Below are 23527 nucleotides of genomic sequence, written 5' to 3'. Positions count from 1 at the left end.
AATGATCATGCTGCGCTACGTGGTGTATCGCTTTTTCACGATGCTGCTGACTTTGTTGGTGGTCTCGGTTCTGGTTTTTGTAATCATCAACCTTCCGCCCGGCGACTATCTGAGCAACCAGATCGCTGAACTTCAGGCCTCGGGCCAGTCGGCAGGTGTCGCAAAGGCAGAGTTCCTGCGCGCTGAATACGCTCTGGACCGTCCGATGTGGGAACAATACCTGATCTGGATGGGATTCTGGCCCGGACCGCACGGGTTTTCGGGGTTGATCCAGGGCAATTACGGGTGGTCCTTTGAATTCGACCGTCCCGTTTCCGAAATCGTCGGCGACACGCTTTGGTTGACGGTTGTGGTCAATCTGGCTGCGATCCTGTTTGTTTATGCCGTCGCATTGCCGCTGGGCGTTATCGCCGCCGCGCGGTCCCGGACATGGATCGACTATACCTCGGCCTTCGTAGGATATCTGGGGCTGGCAACGCCGAACTTTTTGCTGGCGCTGATCCTGTTCTACTATGGCCACCAGTATTTCAACCTGCCGATCGGGGGCTTGATGGATCCGAGTTTCGAAGGCCAGCCGATGAGTTGGGAGAAACTGAAATCCATCCTCATCCACCTGATCGTACCGACCTTCGTCATCGGCACTTCAGGCGCATCGGCGATGATGCAGCGTCTGCGCGCGAACATGCTGGACGAACTCGGCAAACCCTATGTGGAAACCGCCATCGCGAAGGGCATGGCCCCGTCACGGATGCTGACCAAGTATCCGCTGCGGGTGGCCTTCAACCCCTTTGTCGCCGATATAGGCAACCTGCTGCCGTCGATGGTGTCCGGCTCGGTTCTGGTATCGGTCGTTCTGGGCCTGCAAACCATTGGCCCTACTCTGCTGACTGCTTTGAAGACGCAGGATCAATTCCTGTCCGCGTTCATCCTGATGTTCGTCGCCCTGCTGACGCTGATCGGCACGATGATTTCTGATATCCTGCTGGTGATGCTGGATCCGCGCATTCGGTATGAGGGGCGCGAGGCATGACTGATCGTCCTGACAACCGCTATGTCGATGATGCGCCGTTTGATCCGCAGGCCTCGATTCAGCAGCTGGAACGCGCCGATCTGGATGCCCCCAACTGGGTTCTGGTCTGGCGCAAGTTCAAAACCCACAAGCTGGGCCTGATCTCGGGCATTTTCCTGCTGGTTTGCTATCTAATGCTGCCCTTTGCCGGGTTTATTGCGCCTTACGGGCCAAATGACCGAAACGGAGAGCACCTGTACGCGCCACCACAATCGGTAAACTGGTTTCACGAGGGTGAGTTCATCGGCCCACATGTCTATCCGATCGTCGCCGAGGCGGACCTTGAAACCTTCCAATGGAAGTTTGTCCCCGACACGGAAGACCCGCGCCCGATCCGGTTCTTCTGCGAAGGCTCTGAATACAAGCTGGCCGGTTTCATACCGTCGGAAACACACCTGTTCTGCCCGCCAGAGGGGACAACGCTGTTCCTGTGGGGATCCGACCGTCTGGGCCGAGACATCTTCAGCCGTATTCTCTATGGCGCGCAACTGTCTTTGACGGTGGGTCTGATCGGTATCTCGGTGTCCTTCTTTCTTGGCATCCTGTTCGGTTCGATGGCCGGCTATTTCGGCGGGCGTATCGACTGGACCATCAACCGCGTCATCGAAATCCTGCGTTCGTTGCCGGAACTGCCGCTGTGGCTGGCCCTTTCCGCCGCCGTGCCTTCGAACTGGAGCCCGGTCGCGGTGTTCTTCATCATTTCGATCATTCTGGGCATCTTGGACTGGCCGGGCCTGGCGCGCTCGGTTCGCGCGAAGTTCCTGTCTTTGCGGGAAGAGGAATATGTCAGAGCCGCCGAGATGATGGGGGCAAGTTCTGGCCGTGTGATCCGCAAGCACCTGCTGCCCAACTTCATGTCGCACCTGATTGCATCGGCCACATTGTCGATCCCTGCCATGATCCTGGGGGAAACGGCGCTCAGTTTTCTTGGCCTCGGCCTGCGCGCACCCGCAGTCAGTTGGGGCGTGATGCTGAATGACGCGCAGAACCTCGCGTCGATCGAGATCTATCCCTGGACGGCAATCCCGATGCTGCCGATCATTGTCGTGGTATTGGCGTTCAACTTCCTTGGTGACGGGCTGCGCGACAGTCTCGACCCCTATCAGCAATGAGTCTGCTGGCCACGCTTCCCGCTGCCGGCAGCTATCACAGGGTCGGTGCCGGTGTTCTGCCAAGCGCCTTTGCCGTTTCCGAACTGGCCACCGCCAGTTTCGCAGCCGTGGGGCGGGAAATGGCCCGGCTGATCCAGGCGATCAACCTGTCCACGAACGCACCCGAAGTCTCGATCGATCATCGGCTGGCATCTCTGTGGTTCGGCTATTCCTTCAAACCGGAAGGTTGGGACATGCCCAGTTTGTGGGACGCGGTCGCGGGCGACTACAAAGCCGCTGATGGCTGGATCAGGCTGCACACAAACCTGCCCCGCCATCGCTCTGCCGCGTTGAAAGTCCTTGCCACCCAGCCAGAGCGTGAAGCCGTGGCAAAAGCCGTCAGGTCTTGGTCAGTATCGGATCTGGAAACGGCGGTTGTTGCCGAAGGTGGGGTGGCCGCTGCCATGCGCAGCCGGACGGAATGGCTTGATCACCCACAAGGCCGCGCCGTGTCGCGCGACCCTTTGATCGGATGGCAGGGACCGCGCTATGTCAATCTGCGCGACAGACCTCGGGCCACCGCTGACCGGCCTCTGGCCGGGTTGCGGGTGCTGGATCTGACGCGCGTTCTGGCCGGCCCGGTTTCTACCCGAACGCTTGCAGGGTTCGGAGCCGAGGTCTTGCGCATCGATCCGCCTGGCTGGGATGAACCGGGGGTGATCCCCGACATATCGCTGGGAAAGCGCTGCGCCTATCTTGATCTGAAATCCGAAACCGGCCTTGAACGATTGCATGGGTTGCTGGCTCAAGCGGATGTGTTCGTACACGGGTATCGACCCGGCGCGCTGGAGGCACTGGGTCTGACCCGGGCCAAACGTGACGAGCTGGCTCCGAACCGGATCGAAGTCACGCTGGATGCCTATGGCTGGCAAGGTCCATGGTCGACCCGGCGCGGGTTTGACAGCCTTGTCCAGATGAGCGCGGGTATCGCCCATGCCGGGATGGGGTGGGCGAACGCGGACAAGCCGACCCCGTTGCCGGTTCAGGCTCTGGACCACGCGACCGGCTATCTGATGGCGGCTGCCGTCCTGTCCGCACTGGCCGAGGCCGCATCAGGCAATTCCATCATGCACGCGCATCTCTCTCTGGCGCGCACCGCCGAACTTCTGGCCGTGCTCGGCAAAGACGAAGCACAATCCGCGCCCATCACCCCGGCAACAACGGATTACGGCACGGCGACGGAGGCGTCCGGCTGGGGGCCGGGCCATCGCCTCAACCCTGCGCTGAGGGTCGGCGAAGCGACGATGCGCTGGGATTTGCCTGCGTCGAAACTGGGCAGTTCGGAACCTGTCTGGCCACTCGACGCCTACTGACCATCCGCCGCGCGAGACGCGCGGCCGGGCCCAACGCATTGGGTGGCGTCTCGTAAGAGACGCAGTCCAAAGCGACGGGAGCGCCCCTATCGATCATCGCCCCCAGGGCCGATATCGTCCAGGTAATCCTCATCGATCGCCGCCTGCACCGCGCCTGTTACCGCCTCACGCTGTTTCGGCGTCAAGTCATCGGCCTCTTTGCCGTCCGCCAACCTCACGGTGACTTCGCGATGCGCGAATTTGATGCCTTCCCGCGCGAACAGCTCGCGAATTTCCTGATAGACCCTCTTGCGTACCAGCCACTGATCGCCCGGTTTGGTCATGAACTTGACCCGGATGATCATCGCTGAATCCTGCATTTCGATCACACCCTGAGACTTCAGCGGCTGTATGAAGTTTTCGCCGATCACAGGATCGCTCAGCAATTCCTGCCCCAGCTTCTTGATCAGCTTTCGCACCTTTTCCACGTCAGTGTCATAGGTCACGCGCAGCGGCAGTTTCATGATCACCCAGTCACGGGAATAGTTCGTCAGAACCTTGATTTCGCCAAAAGGAATCGTGTTCAGCGCGCCAAGATGGTGACGCAGCTGGAAGGACCGGACCGAGATTTTCTCGACCGTTCCCTTGACGTCTCCGATATCGATGTACTCACCCTTCCGAAAGGCATCATCCATCAGGAAAAACGCCCCGGAAAAGATGTCCCGCACCAGTGTTTGAGATCCGAAACCGACAGCCAGACCAACCACACCGGCACCGGCAAACAGCGGGCTGACATTGATACCAAGTTCCATGAGAACGATCAGCATGATGGTCACGACCACAACGGCCAGAATTGCGCCGCGGAACAATGGCAGCAGCGTCGCCAGCCGGCTTTGCCCGCCTTCCCCGCCCTCATCGCCCAGTTCGGCCTCGGTGCCATCATCGACTTCTTCCGCTATCTTGCTGTCGATCCAGATGCGAAAGAAATGAAACAGGATGTAGCCGATGAAAATGATGACCATTACATCCAGCACGCGTGCAACTGGCAGGTCCTCGCTCCAGTCCGCATCGGGATACCAAATCACCACAAGGGCGTAGACACCAATCACAAAGGCCAGAATTCCGGCCACCCGGCGCGCCAGATCCTCATAGGTCAGAAGATACTGTTTGCGCTGTTCTGCCTCGGGCGTTTCCACGGGCTCGGCATCCGCTTCGGCAGCGGCGGTTTCTTCGTTTATCTCGTTGATCTTGCGCGAACGGTCAAAATACCGCTCCAGCACGTAGTTCATCGCACCATAGGCAACGACGACGGACATGAAGATCATATAGCTGCTTGCGATCAGCGGCAGCGGCGTTGGGTTCTCCAGTGCAAGATCAACCGCCAGACGGAACCAGCTGAACACGACATAGACGATCAGTGCAGGTGCCCAGCCGAAGGATACGAACCGCAACAACCACGAGACCTGATCCGGCGCTCTGCCGCCCCGGATTGCATTTGAAATGGCCCGGGCATTGAACAGGATCATCAGAATATTGCCGAAAGCGCCCACCATTGTCAGGCAGCCATAGACCATGGCGTAGACGTTGTAGTTCAGCCCGAAATCCGCAACCCAGGTCGAAAACAGAACAACCGTGATGTCATAGGTCGCGAGTGCCGAAGCCCACAGATACAGCCGCTTGGCGTCCCGGTCCGAGAACGGTGGCAGCCGGTATTGGCTCAGGTAAGGTGACAGAACCATCCGCCACAGATCGGACACCGTGCGCGACAGGAAGAACGCCGTGAAGATCGCCGTGACCGTGAACTGGATCGAGATATCGTCAGCTTCACCAAAAAACAGGTATCCGACGATCAGGGCCATGAGCATGGCAAATATCGTCGCTCCGATCCCCATCAGGAACCGGAACAGAAGGAAGGGCATCTTTTCTCGGTAACCCTGCGGTTCATCCTTGATCCGCGCCACGACCCAGCGGCGCGCGATGCGTTTCCCGTATATCTCGATAGACAGCCAGCGGCCCAACAACAGGAACAGAATGTTCCAGCCCAGAACTTCCACATAGGTCTGAATGCGACCGTCCGGACTGGTCTGGCGCAGGATATACTTCACTTCGAACACCGAATACGGCAGCGCCTCAAGCCGTGATTGCATGGACTCACGGAATTTCGAGAACCGCTCCTGCGCCTTCATCAGCTGCGATCCCTCACCCATGGGATTGTTCGAATCGCCCGCCGCATCATTCGTGCCCGCATCCGTGCCGCCTGCCGTTGTCACAACCTGCCCGGCGCTGTCGATGACGATCACACTGGCCCCGGCTTCGCTGGCGGCGCGAATTGCGGCAGCCAAGTCGCTTTCCTGCGTAGACGCAGACGAACTGTCCGCGTTGTATCCCGGAATCAAGGATGTTTGCGCTGAAACGCTGACCGGAAGCGCCAGTACAAAAGCCCACAAAGCCAGAAGTGTTGCGGCCAGAAAGGTATGTTTCATGGGGTTTTGCATCCAGTTTTTCCGATAGCGGTCAGATTACAGAAGGGTTTCAGGCAGTTCAAACACTCGGGCGCACCCTGCTCAATATCGTGTCCGGGCGTGTTCTTGGCGCACTGCCTGATTCCGGATGTTTTCAAACTGGCGAAAATTGAATATGAACGGGATCTGTAGGCCCTGCCCCTTTGCCAGTTCACCGGTTCTTTTGCGATCCCCCTCAAGCCTTGGTGCGACATGACGCGAAACCGTCAATATGCTGTTGCCAAATCGCAATGCTTGGAACATTTGCGGAAGAGCAATTCCTCCTTTGGCAAGCGTGACGGGGATATATACAGTAACGCTTGCAAACGCGCGGATTTCGAACCGGGATCAAGAAGACAGGCAACACTATGAGCCTAGGCAAAACCAATTCCAAACCGGGCCGCGCACCGCGTATCCTGTTTTACAGTCACGACACGTTCGGGCTGGGCCATCTTCGCCGGTCTCGGGCTTTGGCGGCCGCGATCACGCAGGCGGACCAAAGCGCATCCGCGCTGATCCTGACGGGATCACCCGTGGCCGGACGGTTTACCTTTCCCCGTCGCGTTGACCACGTGCGCCTGCCCGGTGTCACCAAACGCGCAGACGGGTCTTATGCTGCACGCACGATCGGGATGGGCATCGAAGAAGTGACCGAGTTGCGGTCGGGTCTGATTCAAACCGCTGTTCAGCAGTTCGACCCTGATGTGCTGATCGTCGACAAGGAACCGACGGGGTTCCGGGGTGAGCTGCTGCCGACACTGAACCACCTGCAACAGAACTGCGGAACCAAAATGGTGCTTGGGTTGCGCGATGTTCTGGATGAACCCGAAGTCCTGGCCGCCGAGTGGGCGCGCAAGGAAGCGGTTGAAGCCACCGAACGGTTTTATCACGAAATCTGGGTTTACGGTTTGCAGTCGATTTACGACCCGACAAAGGGGTTGCCGCTGAGCGCCGCGGCACAGTCCCGCATCCACTGGACGGGATATCTGCGCCGCGATCTTGGTCCGGTCGGCGAGCCTCCGCAACAACCCTATATCCTGATCACGCCCGGCGGCGGCGGCGACGGCAAGGCGATGGTCAACCTCGTCCTGTCTGCCTATGAAAAAGATCCAAACCTGTCGCCGCGGGCGGTTTTGGTCTATGGCCCCTTCCTGTCCGGTGAGTTGCGCGAAGATTTCGAAACCCGCGTTGCCGCATTGAACGGTCGCGTCACCGCCGTTGGGTTCGAATCCCAGATCGAAACGCTGTTTGCAGGGGCCGAAGGCGTCGTCTGCATGGGCGGCTACAACACGTTCTGCGAGGTTCTTTCCTTTGACAAACGCGCTGTCATCGTCCCGCGTACCACGCCTCGTCTGGAACAGTGGATACGGGCCTCGCGCGCAGAAGGGCTGGGCCTTGTCCGAATGCTGGATGAAAAGCGGGATGGCTTGACGCCGGACGCGATGATCCGCGCCATTCGGGAATTGCCGTACCAATCCCTGCCGTCGCAGGCGATACAAAGCGGATTGCTGGACGGGCTGGACTATGTCACCGACCGCATCGAAAGCCTGCTGACCTGGGAACAGGAACGAGCCACCGGATGACCTCAGATTCTCCTCGATTGGCGGTTGTGGTCAAAGGCTGGCCACGACTGTCCGAAACGTTCATTGCGCAGGAACTTGTCGCCTTGCAGGAGGCCGGGCATCGCTTTGACATCTGGTCTTTGCGGCACCCGACCGATACGAAACGCCATCCCTTGCACGACCGGTTCACAGGACAGGTCCGATACCTGCCGGAGTATCTTCATGACGAACCCAAACGGGTCTGGGCGGCACGGGCCCTGGCCCAAACGCTTCCCGGTTACGACAGGTCCTATCGGATCTGGCGTCAGGACTTGAAGCGCGACCAGACACCCAATCGCATCCGACGGTTTGGGCAAGCCTGCGTTCTGGCCGCGGAATTGCCTGCCCGGACGCAAGGGTTGTACGCTCACTTCATGCACACGCCGTCATCCGTTGCCCGTTACGCCGCCATCATGCGCGGATTGCCGTGGAGTTTTTCGGCTCATGCCAAGGATATCTGGACGTCGCCGGATTGGGAAAAACGTGAAAAGCTGCAAGCCGCATCCTACGGGGCCACGTTTGGTGCCACCTGCACAGCCATCGGAGCGGAACATCTGCGCAGCCTGGCCGATGACCCCAAGCGCGTGGACCTGATCTATCACGGTTTGGACCTGTCTCGCTTTCCCAAGCCTCCGACGCGAAAGCTGCGTGCTGTGAATGATCCTTTTCACATGATTTCCGTCGGGCGGCTGGTCGAGAAAAAAGGCTTCGATCATCTGATCGCGGCGTTTGCATTGCTGCCCGATGACCTGAACTGGCACTGGACCCATATCGGCGGCGGCGCATTGGGTGACGCTTTGCGGGCACAGGCGAACGCAGCCGGCATTGCGAACCGGATCACCTGGAAAGGGGCTTGCGACCAGCCCCAGGTCATCGCAGCAATGCGTGATGCCGACCTGTTCGTTCTGCCCAGCCGCATCGCGAAGGACGGAGACCGCGACGGGTTGCCGAATGTGTTGATGGAAGCCGCGTCTCAGTTGTTGCCAATCCTGTCGACACCGGTCTCGGCGATCCCCGAGTTTATCGAAACCGGAACACATGGGGTTCTGTCCGATGACGCCCCCTCTGCACTTGCGGATGCCGTCGAACGTTTGTCAGCCAATCCGCAGCAAGCGTCACAGATAGCGCATGCGGCCTATGATCGCCTGATCGCCGAGTTCCGGATGGCCCCTGGCATCGCACGGCTGTCGGAACGCCTCAACTCCATGTGCATGGAAAACGCGTAATGGCGCGGGTCGCGTTTTATGCCCCGATGAAATCTCCTGACAGCCCGAAACCTTCGGGCGACCGTGAAATGGCCCGGAATCTGATGCAAGCGCTGACGGCTGAGGGTGATACGGTCGATCTGGCGACCGACTTGCGCATTTATGACAAAGGCGGCGACGAAGACCTGCAACATGCCCTGAGGCGCGCGGCAGAAGATGAAGCGAAACGACTTGTCTCTGACTTGCCATCAGATACCGATTTGTGGGTGACCTACCACAATTATTACAAGGCACCTGACCTGCTGGGTCCTTGGGTTTGCAAGGCGCGTGGCATTCCCTATGTGCAACTGGAAAGCACCCGCGCATCCAGTCGGTTAAACGGACCGTGGGCTGAGTTCGCCAGGGCGGCGCATCAGGCCTGCAACGCAGCGGATGTGATCTTTTATCATACAGCCAACGACCTGATCACTTTGCAGCGGGATCGCTTTGGCGATCAGGCTTTGGTCGAATTGCCTCCGTTCCTGCCCATCTCGGATCTGCCTCCGGCCGCCACAGGTGGCGCACCCATGCTGACCGTCGGCATGATGCGGCATGGGGACAAGCTGGCGTCTTATCAGATATTGTCCGAGGCCCTGGCGCATTTGACCGTGGACTGGCACCTGAACATTGCAGGAGACGGCCCAGCGCACAGGCAGGTTGAGGCGCTGATGGCGCCGTTCGGACAGCGGGTGCGTTTTCTGGGTCAGCTTGACCGGGAAGAACTGCAACGCGTCTATCAACAATCATCTCTGCTTGCATGGCCCGGAGTGAACGAGGCTTACGGCATGATTTACCTCGAGGCGCAGGCTGCGGGATTGCCTGTGGTCGCTCAGGATCGGCCCGGCGTACGCGATGTTCTGTCCCCGGCGGCCTATCCATCCGTCGAAAGTGGCGCCAGGGGATTTGCGGATGGCATGCAGGCCCTTTTGTCGGATTCCACGCTGCGCCACACTCTGGGCGCTGCGGCACGCAACTACGTGGCAGAGCGCCACCTGATGCCACAGGCGACCGAGCGCTTGTGGGCAACCCTCCGACCCCTGCTGAAGGACGTATCATGACCCGGCTTGCACTGCTCCGCCACGGGCACACCCATTGGAACCGCGCGGGACAAATCCAAGGGCGCAGCGACATACCGCTGGACGATGACGCCCGAGCCGAATTGGCGGGCTATGGATTGCCGCAGGACTGGGCCAAGGCTGACATCTGGTCCAGCCCCCTGCACCGCGCCAGTGAGACGGCGCAAATCGTGACCGGCCGCGACCCGAAAACCGCGGACGCGTTGACCGAGATGAACTGGGGCGATTGGGAAGGTCAGCGCGGGGTCGACCTGATCGCGGACGCATCCAGCGGATATCGTCATATCGAGCATTGGGGCTGGGATTTCCGCCCACCAAACGGGGAAAGCCCGGCCGAGGTTCGGGACAGGCTTCGCCCCTGGCTGTCCGCGCTGCGGCAGGATACGGTCGCGGTCTGCCATATCGGTATCATGCGGGTCATTCTGGCTTGGGCATGGGGTTGGAATTTCGAAGGACCTGCCCCCTTTAAGATCAAACGCAATCGGCTGTATATCGTCGACATGAAGACCATGACCGCCGACGCCGACCCCGTTCGCCTGATCAAATACGAGGCCCCGCAATGAAGGTGATGATCATCGTCACGCACCTGTTGGGCACCGGGCATCTCAGCCGGGCGCTGACATTGGGGCGGGCCTTTCGGGATGATGGCCACGACGTCATGGTCGTGACGGGTGGCGTGCCCGCGCCGCAATTGGACAGCACGGGCATGACCCTGTTCGGCTTGCCGCCGCTCAGATCAGACGGAACCAACTTCACCCGTTTGCTGACCGAAAGCGGCGACGAGGCTGACGCGGCCTATCACGCCACGCGCGAGGCCGCCCTGGTGCAGGCGGTGAACAGCTTCCAGCCGCAGATCCTGATCACCGAACTTTACCCCTTTGGTCGCCGATCACTGTCGGCCGAGTTCGATGCGGCCCTGAATGCGGCAAGCGCGTTGCCTGAGCGTCCCGTCATTCTCGGATCGGTCCGCGACATTCTGGCTCCGCCCTCCAAACCCGCCAAGGCCGAGCGCGCGGATGAAATCGTGTCTCGGTATTATGACGGCATTCTGGTTCATTCGACCGAAAGCGTTACGCCCCTGTCGGTCAGCTGGCCGGTGTCGGACCGATTGGCCAAGCGACTTTACTACACCGGCTTTGTGGCGCCTGCATTGCCCCAACCTCACCCCGAAGCGGCGGGCCAGGATGAAATCCTGGTCAGCGCTGGCGGCGGATCCGTCGGGCAACCGATCTTTCGCGCTGCCATCGAGGCCGCCCGAAAGATGCCCAACAGGCGCTGGCGCCTGCTGATCGGTGGAACGGATGCAAAGGCTCGGATCGCGGAATTGTCCCGGATGGCCGAAGGTGCTTCGGTTGTTCTGGAACCGGTGCGGCCGGATTTCCGCCAGATGCTGCCCCTGGCAGCGGCATCGGTAAGCATGTGCGGCTACAACACTGCCATGGATATCCTTCAAAGTGGCACCCCCGCCGTGTTTGTGCCTTTCGACGACGGCAAAGAGGTGGAACAAGGGCTGCGCGGGCAAAGCCTGTCCGATCTGCCCGCAATCGAAGTTCTGGAAAGCAGAGCGTTGAGCGGGGCGACATTGGCTCGGGCGGTGGAGCGTGTCGTGGCCGACGGCCCCCGTGTACAACAGGATTTCGGTTTTGACGGGGCCATCCAATCCGTCCACATCGCCAAGCGCCTGCTGGAGCAGCGCACATGAACCCCGACTGGCGCCCACTTGACGTCGAGTTGAACCATTGGCGTGCCGAAAGCTTGCCCTTGCCTGTGTGGTGGCGCGATGATGATGCCATTGCGCCAACACCGCAATTGGACCGCCTTTCCGAGCTGGCCGACAAACTGGGCCTGCCCGTGCATCTGGCCGTCATTCCACGCGACGCGACGCCCGCGCTGGCGGAATACGTTGCCGCGCGCGCGTCTCTTGTTCCGGTCGTACACGGGTGGGCGCATACAAACCATGCGCCCCGCGGCGAGAAGAAGGCCGAGTTTCGGCTCGACCGTCCGCTGGACGTGATGGTGACGGATGCGCAGGCCGGGATGGCGCGTCTTCGGTCCGTGTTTGGTGACAATATGCGACAGATGTTCGTGCCCCCCTGGAATCGCATTGCACCCGAGATGGCCAAGCAGTTGCCAAAGCTGGGATACCGCATCCTGTCCACCGCAACGCCCCGCAAATCACGTCTGACCGCACCGGGGCTTGAGCAGATCAATACCCACCTTGATCCGATCGACTGGCGCGGGTCGCGTGGCCTGATCTCACCCGACGCCCTGATCGCACAGACTGCTGGTCTTCTGCGAGATCGACGCGAAGGCCGTTCAGACAACACCGAGCCCTTTGGCATATTGACCCATCATCTGGTCCATGATCAGGGCATCTGGACCTTTACCGAGGCCCTTCTGAGCAAACTGCTGAGCGGGCCCGCCACAGCCTGGGTCGCGCCACAGAACGAATGAGGACATCACCATGAGCCGATTGGATTCCATGCTGCGCCGACTGACGGCCCAACGCGACGGATTGAACTGGGCGGCCGAGCGGATCAGTGGCCAGCCGGGGGATGTGCTGGATATGGGCCTGGGCAATGGCCGCACCTATGACCACCTGCGTGAAATCCTGCCAGAGCGCCGGATCTGGGTGATGGACCGGGTCCTGCAATGCCATCCGGACAGCACCCCCCCGGCCGAGGATTTCCTGCAAGGTGAGGCCGAACCGATGCTGCTCAGACTGGCGGCCGACGGGCATAGGATCGCGCTGGCGCATTACGATTTCGGACGCGGCATCAAGCACGAGGACGTCGCCGAAGCAGAGCGTCTCAGCCCGCTGATCGCGAAAGTCATGCAGCCCGGAGGGTTGTTGATTTCAGGCCAGCCCCTGGTCGGCTTTGCCCAGATCCAGGGGCCCAAGACAATCGCCCCGGACCGTTACCTGTTCTACACGGCCTGATCACGCCACGCGTCGACCGCGCACCCAGACCGAACTCGGGACGGGTACACCCGCGCGCATCCGGAAGCGGATGACATCGGCGCGGGCGTCGGCGCGCAACTCGCCCCGCTCCTCCAACCCTGCGGCCCGAGCCGGGGCCAGCGTTACCGTCTTCATCCCCCGCGCCAGGTCGCCCCAGATCTCGCCCAGCCTAACCGCCGAAAGCAACAAGGCCGACGGCACATAATCCGAAGACAGGATGTCCAGATACCCAAGCTGGGCCAGCTCACAGGCCGCAACATTGCCAGAATGCGATCCCCCACGGATTATGTTCGGCGCACCCATCATGATCTGAATGTCGTTTTCGTGGCAGGCGCGTGCCGCCTCGACGGTCGTGGGGAACTCGGCCAGACGGATATCGTGACCTGCGGACACTTTCACCTGATCTTCAGTCGTGTCGTCATGGCTGGCCAATACTGCTCCGAAACGGCGGGCAGCTTTGACAGCTTCGACCTCGTGCAGTGCGCCATTGCGATCTCGAAGCCCTTTCAATTGCGCCACGTGCTGAAAGAACGTGTCATCATCCATGGCATATTTGCCCTTCAGAAAGGTCTCCAGCTTGCCCATATCTCGAAACTGACGCTGACCGGGTGTGTGATCCATTATGGACACAATGCCAACCCTGTCTTCCGGTCCAAATTCGCTCAGCTCTTCAACCAGAGTTTCCGAACACACCTCGGCCCGCAAGTGCAGAAAGTGGCTGATCTTGAGCGCATCCTGTTCGCGCAGATCCCACAACTCCTGCGACAGGCCGCGGGCGTATTTCCCATACCGCCGCGCGCCCGACGGGATCGATCCAACCCGCATGGCATCGAACACTGTCGTGATCCCGGCGCCGGCCAATTCCGCATCATGCGCAAGAATTGCAGCGGCATGGGGCCAGTTCACCTGTGGGCGCGGTTGAATGTGACGTTCAAGGTTGTCGGTGTGCAACTCGACAAGCCCTGGGCTGAGATAGTCGCCTTCGCAATCTATCGCGCCCGCGGGAACCCTGTTTCCGGTGTCGATTTCAGCGATGGCCTCACCCACAATCCGGACAGTGCCGGTTACGGTTTCATTCGGCAATACAAGCGTGGCATTGGCAAGGATCAAGTCTTCTGTCATCTGAACTTCACGCATGTTGAGACCGAGGAAGGCCACGCAAAAGGAGGCCGATATGACATTCACGCGATACGCGATCTATTTTGCGCCGCCCGCGGGAAAGGAATGGGCGAAATTTGCAACCAGCTGGCTGGGTTGGGACATGGAGGCGGGAAAGCCGGTTGCCCATCCGATTGTCGAAGGCATCGACGTTGCCGCCGTCACGGAGGTGCCGCGCAAGTACGGGCTGCACGCGACACTGAAGCCACCGTTCAGACTGCGCGACGGCAAAACGTACGAAGCCCTGCAAAAGGCTTGCAGCTCGCTCGCCTCCCGCCAACCACCTGTGTCGCTGGATGGCCTCGAGATCGCCCGGTTTGGCCGCTTTCTGGCCCTGCGCCCGCTGGGTGAGACGCGGGCACTGAATGCGCTTGCCGCGGCCTGTGTTCGGGAACTGGACAGTTTTCGTGCGCCCACCTCCGAGGCCGAACTGGCCCGACGCCGCGCCGCCGGGTTGACCCCAGAGCAAGACGCCAACCTGGTTCAGTGGGGCTATCCTTACGTACTGGACGCGTTCCGCTTTCACATCACGCTGAGCGGCAAGCTGGACAAACCGACCCTGAGAGCAACTCGGAACGCGCTGCAAACCCATCTGGTCCCACTGCTGCCGCAGCCCTTCCAGATCACGGATCTGGCCCTTACGGGCGAGGCTGAGGACGGGCGCTTCCACCTTATCCATCGCTACAGGCTTTCCGGTTGAAGACGCGACAGGATTTCGGCAACCGTATCTTCCATCGCACCGGAGTTGTCGATTTCCACGACCTGGTTCAAACCGTTGGGCAAAGACGTTTGGGCCCGGTCCAGACGCCGCGTCTGTTCCGCCTTGCTTTCCCGCCCTCTTAAGGACAGGCGTTCGGACAGAACCTCGGGCTTTGCCGTCAGGGAAATCACGATCAGATCACCAAACACCTCCTGCGCCTGAAGCAACACCGTTCGTGACAGGTTGACCAGAACCGCCTCGGCCACCTGCCGCTGCCGCGTGATCGTCTTCGGCACGCTGTAATACAGCCCATGCGCATGCCAACTCAGCGCAAACGCACCATCCCGTTCCATTCGCTGAAATGTATCGACCGAGACCCGGTCGAAATCTTCGCCGTCTTCGCCTTCGGGACGGGTAATCACCCGCCGCTGCCGATGAACACCCGGCGCCCGGGCCACCAGCGCGTTCATTACGCTGTCCTTTCCGACCCCCGAAGGACCCACGACCGCTATGACCGGAGCAAGCGTCATGCAGCCATCTCCGGCGTGAAGTCCGAGACATCGACCTCGCGGTCACAGACCCGTTCGCGTGCGTCGAGATCATGAAAAATCCCGACAATCGTCACGCCCTTGTTCTTGGCCTCTTCGATCAGGGACAAAACGGTTTCCCGGTTCTGCGCATCCAGGCTTGCGGTCGGTTCATCCAACAGCATTGCCGGATATTCATGCGCAAAGCCCCGCGCAATGTTCACTCTCTGCTTTTCGCCGCCCGAGAAGGTCGTCGGGCTGAGGGTCCACAGACGTTCGGGAATATTCAGCCGTTTCAGCAACCCGGCTGCCCTGTCCATTGCCACTTGCCTGTCACAGCCCACGGCCAGCAGCGGCTCTGCCACAACGTCCAACGCCGACACCCGAGGCACGACCCGCAGGAACTGGCTGACATAGCCCAAGGTGTCACGACGCAGCAACAAGATCTGCCGCGGTTCAGCCCTGGCCACGTCCAACCCGGCAACCAGCACCTGACCCGAGGCCGCCAGATAGTTGCCGTAGATCACTCGCATCAGCGTGGATTTGCCTGCACCCGACGGCCCGGTCAGGGCGACGCACTCACCCGGCTCCGCTTTCAGAGACGCGCCTTTCACCACCGGGATCGTGGCGCCGCCCTGATTGTGCAGGGTGAAGCTTTTGCTGACATCAACAAGTTCAATCATCGCTTCATCTTTCCCCAAAGCCTCAAACCTGCAAAACGCTGGACACCAGCAACTGCGTATAGGCATGTTGCGGGTCGTCCAGTACCTGATCCGTCAGCCCGGCCTCGACCACGCGACCGCTTTTCATCACCATCAACCGATCCGCCAGCAGACGCACCACGGCAAGATCATGGGTGACGATGATCGCACTCAACCTCATCTCACGCACGAGTCCACGCAACAAATCCAGTAAACGCGCCTGCACCGACACATCCAGACCACCGGTCGGTTCGTCCATGAACACCAGCCGAGGACCTGTCACCAGATTGCGCGCGATCTGCAAACGCTGCTGCATCCCGCCCGAAAACGCGCTGGGGCGGTCATCGACGCGGCTCTCGTCAATTTCGACCCGGCCCAGCCAGTCAATGGCCTTGCCCCGAATGCTGCCATAATGGCGTCCGCCGACGGCCATCAGCCGCTCGCCGATGTTGCCTCCGGCGCTGACAGACATCCGCAATCCGTCGCGCGCGTGTTGGTGGACAAAGGCCCAATCGGTGCGACTCAGCATCCGGCGCTCTGGCTCGGACATTGTGACCGTATCGACCGGGCCGTCTGCACGGGTATCAAAGATCACCTGCCCGGCATCCGGCTTCAGAAGGCCGGCCATACAGTTGAGCAAGGTCGACTTGCCCGACCCACTTTCACCAACGATTCCCATCACTTCTCCGGGGAAGATATCAAAATTCACATCCGCGCATCTGATCCGGCGGCCATAGCTTTTTTCAATGCCTTTGACTTGCAACAGAGGGGTCATTGCGCGTTCTCTTCAGCCAATCGATCCGCGTAACCCGCCTCGCGGCGTGACCGGCAGTAATCCGTGTCGGAACAGACAAACATCCGGTTGCCCGCGTCATCCGTGATGACCTCGTCCAGATAGCTGTCTTCGGCCCCGCACAGGTCGCAGGGATGATCGGCCTTGGAAGCCTCGAACGGGTAGTCCTCGAAATCGAGGCTCACGACTCTGGTATGCGGAGGCACCGCGTAAATCCGCTGCTCGCGCCCGGCGCCAAACAGCTGGATCGCGTCCATCTCAAGCTTTGGATTGTCGAATTTCGGAATTGGGGACGGGTCCATGACATAGCGTCCAGCCACGTTCACCGGATAGGCATAAGCGGTCGAAATCGCCCCGTGCTGGCTGATATCCTCGTACAATTTTACATGCATCAGCCCGTATTCCTCAAGACTGTGCATCTTGCGCGTCTCGGTCTCGCGCGGTTCCAGAAAGCGCAGAGGTTCCGGAATCGGAACCTGATAAACGATGATCTGGTCTTCGCGCAGTTTTGCCTCGGGGATGCGGTGGCGGGTCTGAATGATTGTGGCCAGTTCCGTCTTTTCCGTGGTGGCGACCCCTGCGGTGTTTTCAAAGAACTTGCGGATGGATACGGCGTTGGTGGTGTCGTCTGCGCCCTGATCGATCACCTTGAACGTATCCTCGGGCGTCAACGTCGCGGCTGAAACCTGTACGCCGCCGGTACCCCAGCCATAGGGCATCGGCATCTCGCGGCTAGCAAACGGCACCTGATACCCTGGTGTGGCCAGACCTTTGAGGATCGCCCGCCGGATCATCCGCTTGGTTTGTTCGTCCAGATAGGCGAAATTGTACGCGCTCATAAGCAGCCTCTTTCGATGAGGGCATGTTCCAGCGCGTGCGGCGCGGTGAAGTGGATCCCATCCATGCCCACAGCACGCGCGCCTTCGACATTGTGCGGCCCGTCATCGATGAAAATGCAGTTCTCGGGTGAAAGCCCGGCCCGCTTGCACAGCAGATGGAAAATCTCTGGCTGAGGCTTCAAAAGCTTCTCCTTCCCCGACACGACGGTGACACCAAACACTTCGCCCAATTCGGGATGTGCCCCCACGCCGACAGGCCAGGTTTCCGCTGACCAATTGGTGATCGCGTGAACCGGAGTGCCCTGCTCTTTCAACCGATAGAGCACCTGCCAGCTTCCCTCGATCTTTTGCGGAACGGTTCTGGCATAACGTTCAACGTAAAAACTGAGGCGCTGCCGATCTTCCGCATTTTCCAGTTCAGCGGCCAGATCGGCGAACATCTCTCCTCCATCGGCCCGCAGGTTGCGTTCGGGGAAATTGATGCGCGTCAGGAACTCTGCCACCGCCTCGCGGCTGCCCATCTCCTCCAGCCATGCCAGATGCGGATCCCATTTGACCAGCACGTTTCCGATATCAAAAACGACGGCTTTCATTCCATGGCCTCCTCTGACATGCGCTCTTCGGCCTTTCGACGCAGTTTGCGGACCAGTTCCAGCTCGGACTGGAAATCGACGTAATGCGGCAGCTTGATATGTTCGAGAAAGCCGGTGGCCTGAATGTTGTCCGCATGGCTCAGGACAAATTCTTCATCCTGCGCGGGCGCACCCACGGTGTCTTCACCCAACTCTTCCCACCGCAAGGCCCTATCGACCAGCGCCATCGCGATGGATTTTCGTTCAGACTGGCCAAAGACCAGCCCATATCCCCGCGTGAACTGCGGCGGTTCCGTTTTCGAACCGGTGAACTGGTTCACCGTTTCACATTCGGTCAGCTCGACCTCGCCAATGTCGATGGCAAAGCCCAACTCGGGGATGTCCAGCTCAACCACGACCTTGCCGATACGCAATTCTCCGACAAAGGCGTGGTTGCGGGCGTAACCGCGCTGGGTCGAATAAGCCATGCCCAGCACAAAGCCCTCATCCCCACGAGTCAGCGACTGAAGGCGCACCGGGCGGGTGGACGGGAACTCCATCGGTTCACGGGTCAGATCGCCCGGAACGTCATCGCGGGCAGGTTCATCCTGAATGATACCCTCGCCTTTCAGGAATGCGGTAATATGTGGCATCGGTTCCAGCCGCACAGGGCCTTCAGGCGCCTTTGGAACTTCGCCCTCGGCCGCCAGCTTGAAATCCAGCAATCGGTGGGTGTAGTCGAAGGTTGGCCCCAGAACCTGACCACCGGGGGCATCTTTGAACGTGGCCGAGATCCGGCGATCACAGGCCATGTCGCCGGTTTTGACGGGGTTGGAACAGCCGAAACGAGGCAGGGTCGTGCGGTAAGCGCGGACGAGGAAAATCGCCTCGATCAGATCGCCGCGCGCCTGTTTGATCGCGAGCTCAGCAAGGTCGGGATCGTATAACGACCCTTCGGCCATGACCCGGTTCACCGCAAGGCTCAACTGTTCACGGATCTGCGCGAGGCTCAGTTCCGCGACATCTGTCGCACCACGGCGTTCTTCGGCAAGCCACGCATGGGCATTCTCGATGGCTTTTTCGCCCCCTTTGACCGCGACGTACATGGCTTACCCCCTGGACCTGATTTGCGTGCTACGCGGCAGAGCTGCGACCGCCTCACCGCAGGTGAAGAAAAAATCACACCCCAAAGGGTAAAGCAGCGCATTGTTCTGAAGAGCCGGAACATCCGGCAGAGAAAGCCGCGCCGTGTCCCGGATGCCGGGGCCGCTCAGAACCGCACCGTTCTGCTCCAGGCGCGTGCATTCCACAACAAGTGTCGCGGACCGGTCCGGGTATTCCGGCGTCCCGATACGATAGGTGTTTAGCGGCGCCAGTGCATCCCACGTACCAAGGGCAAAATCAGCCTCTTCCGCCGCCACCATCGGTGCACCCGTGTGAAAGGTCAGCCATTCGCGCACCATATCGGTGTCGGCTTCACCCGCCAGATGAACGTTTGTCTCGGCGTCGCAAAGCGTCAGGAGCAGCGCGCCGGCCGCAACGGACAAGGGCGCAGGTGGTTCACAGCCAGTCAGGGCGCGGATTTCACCCGGACGCGCCATGACAGTCATGGCCGCGCGGAATGCATGTGCCGCGTCGAAAGGTGCGTCTTGAAAGCCCCCCGAGAACCGCATTTGATCAGGCATCAATCTTCCCCCCGAGCCAGCGTGAAAAACTCGACCTTGGTGGCCGCTGCCTTTGCGGCGCGCGCTGTCTTGATCGACTGCATTTGCAGCCTCAGCGGATCAAGCAGCCGTTCCTGCAAATCATCAGCAGCGGCCGTCTGCATCATCGCATCAATCAATGCCGCCGCTTCTGCCTTGGATTTCGACCTGCCCTGAACATATCCGTGACCGACCGTACCATCCTGCAACACGACCGAGCAGCGCGTAACGGTCATTTCGCCCAGGTTGAACAAAGCGCCGGTTCCTCCGATGCGGCCAAGCACCATGACACCACCCACTTCGGGCCCGCGCAGCCATTCGAAACTCGGGCAGTCCTGAATGCCGTCCCACAGCGTCATCAGGGCGGTGTCCGGCGCGCGCGCCAGCAGACCCATCCATTCCTTCCGTGCCTTGATCCCGATTTCCGTCTGGTTTGCCATCAAAGCCTCTTGGACAGGTTGTCCACATGAACTATACAACTAGACAAATGTTAACTGACAGGTTGTCAAAACGCAATCTGCGACCGTTTGAAGGTTTGGTGAAATGAGCAAAACGCCGATCTGGAAAAGTATTGCCCTGCGCCTGACCTCGGACATTGCCGAGGGGCGCTATCAAACCGGAGATCGCCTGCCGACCGAAGCCCAGCTGGCCGCCACCTATGGCGTCAACCGCCACACGGTACGGCGCGCTTTGGCTGACATGTCTGATCAGGGTCTGGTTCACGCTCGGCGCGGTGCGGGCGTTTTTGTTGCGGCACGGCCAACAGATTATCCGATCGGCAAAAGGGTGCGCTATCACAAGAACATCTCGGCCAGCGGCAAGATACCGGGCAAGAAAATCCTGGCTTTGACCACGCGCGTCGCCGATGAAGCCGAAGCCGAAGCTCTGGGCCTGAACAAGGGTGATCCAGTGCACGTCTATGACGGATTGTCCCTGGCGGATGGGCAGCCCATAGCCCTGTTTCAGAGCGTTTTCCCGGCGGAACGGTTTCCTGAAATCTTGCAGACATTGACCGAAACCCAATCCGTCACCAAAGCGCTGCAAGCCTGCGGCGTCAGGGATTACGTCCGCGTGTCGACTCGCCTGACCGCGCGCGGGGCGACCGCAACGCAGGCGCTGCAACTTCAATTGTCTGAAGGTGCTCCTGTTCTCTTCTCGGTCGGCGTCAATGCCGACCCGGATGGACGGCCAGTCGAGTACGGCCGCACGGTTTTCGCGGGTGAGCGTGTAACGCTGACCCTGAACGAGGCATAAGCCAACAAAGGTTCTCAGCCGCATCCGACCGCCGGTCCCACGTCTCAGCCCATTGGGTCATATGCCGCGCGGTGAGAGTTTTGTGGCAACACATCGTTTGCGGGGGCTATCCATCCCACCGGCTCAGGGGTATACGCATCCGCGACTCTTCAGCTGATACGAGGCCACCATGAGCTTTGACCGCACCATCAAGATCGCGCCGTCTATCCTGTCCGCCGATTTCGCCAATTTCGGACAGGAAATTCAGGCCATCGAAGCGCAGGGCGCCGACTGGGTTCATGTTGACGTGATGGATGGCCATTTCGTTCCAAACCTGACCTTTGGCCCTCCAGCCGTGAAAGCCTTTCGCCCGCATGTGAAAACGGTGATGGACGTTCACCTGATGATCACGCCGGTCGATCCCTACATCCAGGCCTATGCCGATGCCGGAGCGGACATTCTGACCGCACATGTCGAGGCTGGCCCTCATACCCATCGCACCTTGCAGGCCATTCGCGGCGCCGGAATGAAAGCCGGCGTTGCCCTGAACCCCGGCACCCCTGCCGAAGCGGTCGAGCATCTGATGGACCTCACGGATCTGGTTTGCGTGATGACCGTGAACCCCGGCTTTGGGGGCCAGAAATTCATCGACATGACCGGCAAGGTCAAAAAACTGCGTCAGATGATCGGTGATCGTCCGGTGCATATCGAGATTGACGGTGGCGTCGACCCGAAAACCGCTCCGCTTGTGGCAGCGGCAGGTGCGGATGTGCTGGTGGCCGGTTCCGCGGTATTCAAGGGCGGATCGGTTTCAACCCCACAGATCTACGGAGACAACATCCGTGCCGTCCGGGCAGCTGCTGAATCAGCACTGTCCTGATTTGCAATCACCGGCGGCTGTCAGCAAGACTGTCAGCCGCCGGTATGGATCGCAGCGCTTGTCAAACAAGGACTTAAGCCCGCGCGGAACGCGCCCAAATAAGGCGCTCTGCCCGTTTCCTTGACTTTGCGGTTGAGAGGATGACAGACGCGCATCACCACCCTTCATCAAACCCAATTGGCGGGAAACATCCCACCTTGACGTTCTTGTTGAGAACCCGCGTGTATTGGTGAGGTTCGCAGGACTTGGCAGGGGGCGAAATGCGACCAGGACCCCAATACGGTTTGTAAAATGGGTGATGAGCCACCGCGCAACGTAAAAACCGATAGACCCTACCCAGTTTCAGGATCGTTTTGGGATTGACCCAGTTCCGCCAACTCGCTCCAAACCGCATCCGGAATAGCCCAGTTGGCCCATTCGAATGTTTGGTCCACATGTTGCGGCCATGTCGCCCCGCAGATTGTTGAAGCAATGTCTGCGTTCTTGACTGAGAACTGCAACGCAAGCGCCCCCAACGGTACATCGTAACGAGAACAGATACTCTCAACTGCACGAACCGGGCCCAGAACGGCTTCGGTCGCCTGCTGATAGACGTAATAATGATGAGCAGAACTTCCCTTGGCCAGAATGCCTCCGGAATAGGGCGCCGCATTCAGAACCGCCACACCATTGGACCGCGCAAGCTCGATCATTGGAGCGGAGTTCACGTTGACCACTGTATGCCTGTTGTGTGTCAGAAGGACGTCAAACTCACGATCACGCAGCATCGGCATCAGGACGTCAATCCGGCCGCCTGCAAGCCCCACTGCCTTCGCCAGACCTTCTTCCTTGATCCGGAACAGCTCATCAAGTGCACCGCCGGTGCCGGTCACCTCTGAAATATCTGCAGCGTATTCGGGGTCATGTAGATGGAGAATATCCACCTGTTCCACCCCGAGGGCCTGAAGACTTGCTTCAAGTGACCTTCGCGCTTGTGTCGCATCAAACCTGTTGCTCTCCATGTCCCGGTCCAGTTTCGTGGACAGAACCCGGCCTTCAGGCCACCCCCCCAGTTCACGAATGACTTGCCCGATACGCTCTTCACTTCGACCCATCGCGTACCCACGCGCTGTGTCAATGAAGCCATCCGGGCGCTGGAGAATTGCCCTTATTGTGTCCAGCGCACGGCCTTCGTCTACCTCGTAACCATATATCTGAGGTATGCTTCCCAGACCTGTTGAACCGAACCCTATTTGCGGCAGCCTGACTCCAGTCCGGCCGATTTCAACATGCTTGGTCATCCCACCATCCTCCCCTACAGGACATTTCTGACTGCAATTTTGTCGAGGGTCGCCGTTCAACGCAAGCTTGGCGTATTGGCTTGCTATCTCGAAATCGAGACAAGCATGGCATTTGAATCCTAACAAAAAGGGCGCCCCGCGGGACGCCCTTTCCGTCTGATCATTCGCTTGCGCGAATTATTCGATGATTTTCGACACAACGCCGGCGCCGACGGTGCGGCCGCCTTCGCGGATGGCGAAACGCA

25 protein-coding genes are annotated in these 23527 nt (G+C 59.8%); 13 read left to right on the top strand and 12 right to left on the bottom strand.

What is annotated here, in order from left to right; translation table 11 throughout:
* Position 1 precedes the first annotated feature (1 nt).
* From GS614_RS14480 to GS614_RS14470, 3 genes are read left to right on the top strand one after another with little or no spacing between them, the layout of a single operon-like run.
* Positions 2 to 1030, top strand: a complete 1029-nt coding sequence (locus GS614_RS14480) for an ABC transporter permease (RefSeq protein ID WP_152457137.1) — start codon at positions 2 to 4, stop codon at positions 1028 to 1030.
* Entirely contained in the window at positions 1027 to 2181 is a 1155-nt protein-coding gene (locus GS614_RS14475; protein WP_171726638.1) for an ABC transporter permease, read from the top strand. Before GS614_RS14480 ends, GS614_RS14475 begins: the two co-directional genes overlap by 4 nt.
* A complete protein-coding gene (locus tag GS614_RS14470) occupies positions 2178 to 3533 on the top strand; it encodes a CoA transferase (RefSeq protein ID WP_171726637.1) in 1356 nt (451 codons plus the stop codon). Before GS614_RS14475 ends, GS614_RS14470 begins: the two co-directional genes overlap by 4 nt.
* Before the next feature lie 86 nt (positions 3534 to 3619).
* Here the strand turns inward: GS614_RS14470 and GS614_RS14465 are convergent, their stop codons facing one another.
* Positions 3620 to 5995, bottom strand: a complete 2376-nt coding sequence (locus GS614_RS14465) for a mechanosensitive ion channel family protein (protein ID WP_171726636.1) — start codon at positions 5993 to 5995, stop codon at positions 3620 to 3622.
* Positions 5996 to 6381: 386 nt separating this feature from the next.
* Between GS614_RS14465 and GS614_RS14460 the strand changes: the two genes are divergently transcribed.
* From GS614_RS14460 to GS614_RS14430, 7 genes are read left to right on the top strand one after another with little or no spacing between them, the layout of a single operon-like run.
* Positions 6382 to 7596 (top strand): glycosyltransferase family protein, encoded by a 1215-nt coding sequence (locus GS614_RS14460; protein ID WP_171205574.1) that lies wholly within the window; start codon positions 6382 to 6384, stop codon positions 7594 to 7596.
* Positions 7593 to 8840 carry a glycosyltransferase family 4 protein gene (locus tag GS614_RS14455; protein WP_171726635.1) on the top strand — a complete coding sequence of 416 codons (1248 nt, stop codon included), beginning with the start codon at positions 7593 to 7595 and terminating at the stop codon, positions 8838 to 8840. Before GS614_RS14460 ends, GS614_RS14455 begins: the two co-directional genes overlap by 4 nt.
* Positions 8840 to 9916 (top strand): glycosyltransferase family 4 protein, encoded by a 1077-nt coding sequence (locus GS614_RS14450; RefSeq protein WP_171726634.1) that lies wholly within the window; start codon positions 8840 to 8842, stop codon positions 9914 to 9916. The genes GS614_RS14455 and GS614_RS14450 overlap by 1 nt, the downstream gene beginning before the upstream one ends.
* Positions 9913 to 10497, top strand: a complete 585-nt coding sequence (locus tag GS614_RS14445; protein WP_171726633.1) for a histidine phosphatase family protein — start codon at positions 9913 to 9915, stop codon at positions 10495 to 10497. Before GS614_RS14450 ends, GS614_RS14445 begins: the two co-directional genes overlap by 4 nt.
* Positions 10494 to 11636: a glycosyltransferase family protein gene (locus GS614_RS14440; RefSeq protein ID WP_171726632.1), complete on the top strand. Its 1143-nt coding sequence runs from the start codon at positions 10494 to 10496 to the stop codon at positions 11634 to 11636. The genes GS614_RS14445 and GS614_RS14440 overlap by 4 nt, the downstream gene beginning before the upstream one ends.
* Entirely contained in the window at positions 11633 to 12388 is a 756-nt protein-coding gene (locus GS614_RS14435; RefSeq protein ID WP_171205570.1) for a polysaccharide deacetylase family protein, read from the top strand. Before GS614_RS14440 ends, GS614_RS14435 begins: the two co-directional genes overlap by 4 nt.
* A 10-nt stretch (positions 12389 to 12398) precedes the next feature.
* Positions 12399 to 12875, top strand: coding sequence for a class I SAM-dependent methyltransferase (locus tag GS614_RS14430; protein WP_152457128.1), 477 nt, complete (start codon positions 12399 to 12401; stop codon positions 12873 to 12875).
* Here GS614_RS14430 and GS614_RS14425 read toward each other — a convergent pair whose 3' ends face one another.
* The gene (locus GS614_RS14425; RefSeq protein ID WP_171726754.1) at positions 12876 to 14018 is read right to left on the bottom strand and encodes an alpha-D-ribose 1-methylphosphonate 5-triphosphate diphosphatase; all 1143 of its coding nucleotides are present in this window, start codon (positions 14016 to 14018) and stop codon (positions 12876 to 12878) included.
* A 52-nt stretch (positions 14019 to 14070) separates the two neighbouring features.
* Between GS614_RS14425 and GS614_RS14420 the strand changes: the two genes are divergently transcribed.
* Positions 14071 to 14754, top strand: a complete 684-nt coding sequence (locus GS614_RS14420; protein WP_171726631.1) for a DUF1045 domain-containing protein — start codon at positions 14071 to 14073, stop codon at positions 14752 to 14754.
* On the opposite strand, the gene phnN is transcribed toward GS614_RS14420, so the two are convergent.
* The 8 genes from phnN to phnG are packed head-to-tail and all read right to left on the bottom strand — an operon-like array spanning position 14736 to position 20329.
* Positions 14736 to 15284 (bottom strand): phosphonate metabolism protein/1,5-bisphosphokinase (PRPP-forming) PhnN, encoded by a 549-nt coding sequence (gene phnN, locus GS614_RS14415; RefSeq protein ID WP_171726630.1) that lies wholly within the window; start codon positions 15282 to 15284, stop codon positions 14736 to 14738. The two genes, GS614_RS14420 and phnN, sit on opposite strands and share 19 nt — an antisense overlap.
* On the bottom strand, positions 15281 to 15964 hold the full coding sequence (phnL, locus tag GS614_RS14410) for a phosphonate C-P lyase system protein PhnL (protein WP_171726629.1): 684 nt from the start codon (positions 15962 to 15964) through the stop codon (positions 15281 to 15283). The genes phnN and phnL overlap by 4 nt, the downstream gene beginning before the upstream one ends.
* Before the next feature lie 22 nt (positions 15965 to 15986).
* Positions 15987 to 16757 carry a phosphonate C-P lyase system protein PhnK gene (gene phnK / locus GS614_RS14405; RefSeq protein ID WP_171726628.1) on the bottom strand — a complete coding sequence of 257 codons (771 nt, stop codon included), beginning with the start codon at positions 16755 to 16757 and terminating at the stop codon, positions 15987 to 15989.
* Positions 16754 to 17614: an alpha-D-ribose 1-methylphosphonate 5-phosphate C-P-lyase PhnJ gene (locus GS614_RS14400; RefSeq protein ID WP_171726627.1), complete on the bottom strand. Its 861-nt coding sequence runs from the start codon at positions 17612 to 17614 to the stop codon at positions 16754 to 16756. The genes phnK and GS614_RS14400 overlap by 4 nt, the downstream gene beginning before the upstream one ends.
* Entirely contained in the window at positions 17611 to 18207 is a 597-nt protein-coding gene (locus tag GS614_RS14395; RefSeq protein WP_171363632.1) for an HAD family phosphatase, read from the bottom strand. The genes GS614_RS14400 and GS614_RS14395 overlap by 4 nt, the downstream gene beginning before the upstream one ends.
* A complete protein-coding gene (locus GS614_RS14390) occupies positions 18204 to 19292 on the bottom strand; it encodes a carbon-phosphorus lyase complex subunit PhnI (RefSeq protein ID WP_171726626.1) in 1089 nt (362 codons plus the stop codon). Before GS614_RS14390 ends, GS614_RS14395 begins: the two co-directional genes overlap by 4 nt.
* Before the next feature lie 3 nt (positions 19293 to 19295).
* Entirely contained in the window at positions 19296 to 19871 is a 576-nt protein-coding gene (gene phnH / locus GS614_RS14385) for a phosphonate C-P lyase system protein PhnH (RefSeq protein ID WP_171329998.1), read from the bottom strand.
* A complete protein-coding gene (gene phnG, locus GS614_RS14380) occupies positions 19871 to 20329 on the bottom strand; it encodes a phosphonate C-P lyase system protein PhnG (RefSeq protein ID WP_171232667.1) in 459 nt (152 codons plus the stop codon). Before phnG ends, phnH begins: the two co-directional genes overlap by 1 nt.
* A 103-nt stretch (positions 20330 to 20432) precedes the next feature.
* On the opposite strand from phnG, the gene phnF reads away from it, so the two are divergent.
* Both phnF and rpe read left to right on the top strand, forming a co-directional pair.
* Positions 20433 to 21143, top strand: a complete 711-nt coding sequence (gene phnF, locus GS614_RS14375; RefSeq protein WP_171726625.1) for a phosphonate metabolism transcriptional regulator PhnF — start codon at positions 20433 to 20435, stop codon at positions 21141 to 21143.
* Between the two features lie 169 nt (positions 21144 to 21312).
* Positions 21313 to 22002 carry a ribulose-phosphate 3-epimerase gene (rpe, locus tag GS614_RS14370; RefSeq protein WP_171232669.1) on the top strand — a complete coding sequence of 230 codons (690 nt, stop codon included), beginning with the start codon at positions 21313 to 21315 and terminating at the stop codon, positions 22000 to 22002.
* 332 nt (positions 22003 to 22334) lie between these two features.
* Here the strand turns inward: rpe and GS614_RS14365 are convergent, their stop codons facing one another.
* Both GS614_RS14365 and GS614_RS14360 read right to left on the bottom strand, forming a co-directional pair.
* On the bottom strand, positions 22335 to 23282 hold the full coding sequence (locus GS614_RS14365; RefSeq protein WP_171363627.1) for an aldo/keto reductase: 948 nt from the start codon (positions 23280 to 23282) through the stop codon (positions 22335 to 22337).
* A 177-nt stretch (positions 23283 to 23459) separates the two neighbouring features.
* A partial coding sequence (locus GS614_RS14360; RefSeq protein ID WP_199491037.1) for a hypothetical protein occupies positions 23460 to 23527 on the bottom strand: 68 nt, incomplete at its 5' end.

The organism is Ruegeria sp. HKCCD6604, assembly GCF_013110635.1.
In the GTDB taxonomy this organism is placed as follows: Bacteria; Pseudomonadota; Alphaproteobacteria; order Rhodobacterales; family Rhodobacteraceae; genus Ruegeria.
The sequence above is the reverse complement of the archived record's forward strand: the minus strand, read 5'-3'. Positions and strand labels throughout refer to the sequence as shown.

Excerpts from the sequence above, each read along its gene's own strand:
- GS614_RS14445 (WP_171726633.1), top strand. The coding sequence starts at position 9,913 with ATGACCCGGCTTGCACTGCTCCGCCACGGGCACACCCATTGGAACCGC.
- GS614_RS14480 (WP_152457137.1), top strand. The coding sequence starts at position 2 with ATGATCATGCTGCGCTACGTGGTGTATCGCTTTTTCACGATGCTGCTG.
- GS614_RS14365 (WP_171363627.1), bottom strand. The coding sequence starts at position 23,282 with ATGACCAAGCATGTTGAAATCGGCCGGACTGGAGTCAGGCTGCCGCAA.
- phnN (WP_171726630.1), bottom strand. The coding sequence starts at position 15,284 with ATGACGCTTGCTCCGGTCATAGCGGTCGTGGGTCCTTCGGGGGTCGGA.
- phnK (WP_171726628.1), bottom strand. The coding sequence starts at position 16,757 with ATGACCCCTCTGTTGCAAGTCAAAGGCATTGAAAAAAGCTATGGCCGC.
- GS614_RS14440 (WP_171726632.1), top strand. The coding sequence starts at position 10,494 with ATGAAGGTGATGATCATCGTCACGCACCTGTTGGGCACCGGGCATCTC.
- phnL (WP_171726629.1), bottom strand. The coding sequence starts at position 15,964 with ATGATTGAACTTGTTGATGTCAGCAAAAGCTTCACCCTGCACAATCAG.
- rpe (WP_171232669.1), top strand. The coding sequence starts at position 21,313 with ATGAGCTTTGACCGCACCATCAAGATCGCGCCGTCTATCCTGTCCGCC.
- GS614_RS14420 (WP_171726631.1), top strand. The coding sequence starts at position 14,071 with ATGACATTCACGCGATACGCGATCTATTTTGCGCCGCCCGCGGGAAAG.
- GS614_RS14465 (WP_171726636.1), bottom strand. The coding sequence starts at position 5,995 with ATGAAACATACCTTTCTGGCCGCAACACTTCTGGCTTTGTGGGCTTTT.
- GS614_RS14470 (WP_171726637.1), top strand. The coding sequence starts at position 2,178 with ATGAGTCTGCTGGCCACGCTTCCCGCTGCCGGCAGCTATCACAGGGTC.
- GS614_RS14460 (WP_171205574.1), top strand. The coding sequence starts at position 6,382 with ATGAGCCTAGGCAAAACCAATTCCAAACCGGGCCGCGCACCGCGTATC.
- GS614_RS14450 (WP_171726634.1), top strand. The coding sequence starts at position 8,840 with ATGGCGCGGGTCGCGTTTTATGCCCCGATGAAATCTCCTGACAGCCCG.
- GS614_RS14400 (WP_171726627.1), bottom strand. The coding sequence starts at position 17,614 with ATGAGCGCGTACAATTTCGCCTATCTGGACGAACAAACCAAGCGGATG.
- GS614_RS14395 (WP_171363632.1), bottom strand. The coding sequence starts at position 18,207 with ATGAAAGCCGTCGTTTTTGATATCGGAAACGTGCTGGTCAAATGGGAT.
- phnG (WP_171232667.1), bottom strand. The coding sequence starts at position 20,329 with ATGGCAAACCAGACGGAAATCGGGATCAAGGCACGGAAGGAATGGATG.
- GS614_RS14425 (WP_171726754.1), bottom strand. The coding sequence starts at position 14,018 with ATGACAGAAGACTTGATCCTTGCCAATGCCACGCTTGTATTGCCGAAT.
- phnH (WP_171329998.1), bottom strand. The coding sequence starts at position 19,871 with ATGCCTGATCAAATGCGGTTCTCGGGGGGCTTTCAAGACGCACCTTTC.
- GS614_RS14430 (WP_152457128.1), top strand. The coding sequence starts at position 12,399 with ATGAGCCGATTGGATTCCATGCTGCGCCGACTGACGGCCCAACGCGAC.
- GS614_RS14435 (WP_171205570.1), top strand. The coding sequence starts at position 11,633 with ATGAACCCCGACTGGCGCCCACTTGACGTCGAGTTGAACCATTGGCGT.
- GS614_RS14390 (WP_171726626.1), bottom strand. The coding sequence starts at position 19,292 with ATGTACGTCGCGGTCAAAGGGGGCGAAAAAGCCATCGAGAATGCCCAT.
- GS614_RS14475 (WP_171726638.1), top strand. The coding sequence starts at position 1,027 with ATGACTGATCGTCCTGACAACCGCTATGTCGATGATGCGCCGTTTGAT.
- GS614_RS14455 (WP_171726635.1), top strand. The coding sequence starts at position 7,593 with ATGACCTCAGATTCTCCTCGATTGGCGGTTGTGGTCAAAGGCTGGCCA.
- phnF (WP_171726625.1), top strand. The coding sequence starts at position 20,433 with ATGAGCAAAACGCCGATCTGGAAAAGTATTGCCCTGCGCCTGACCTCG.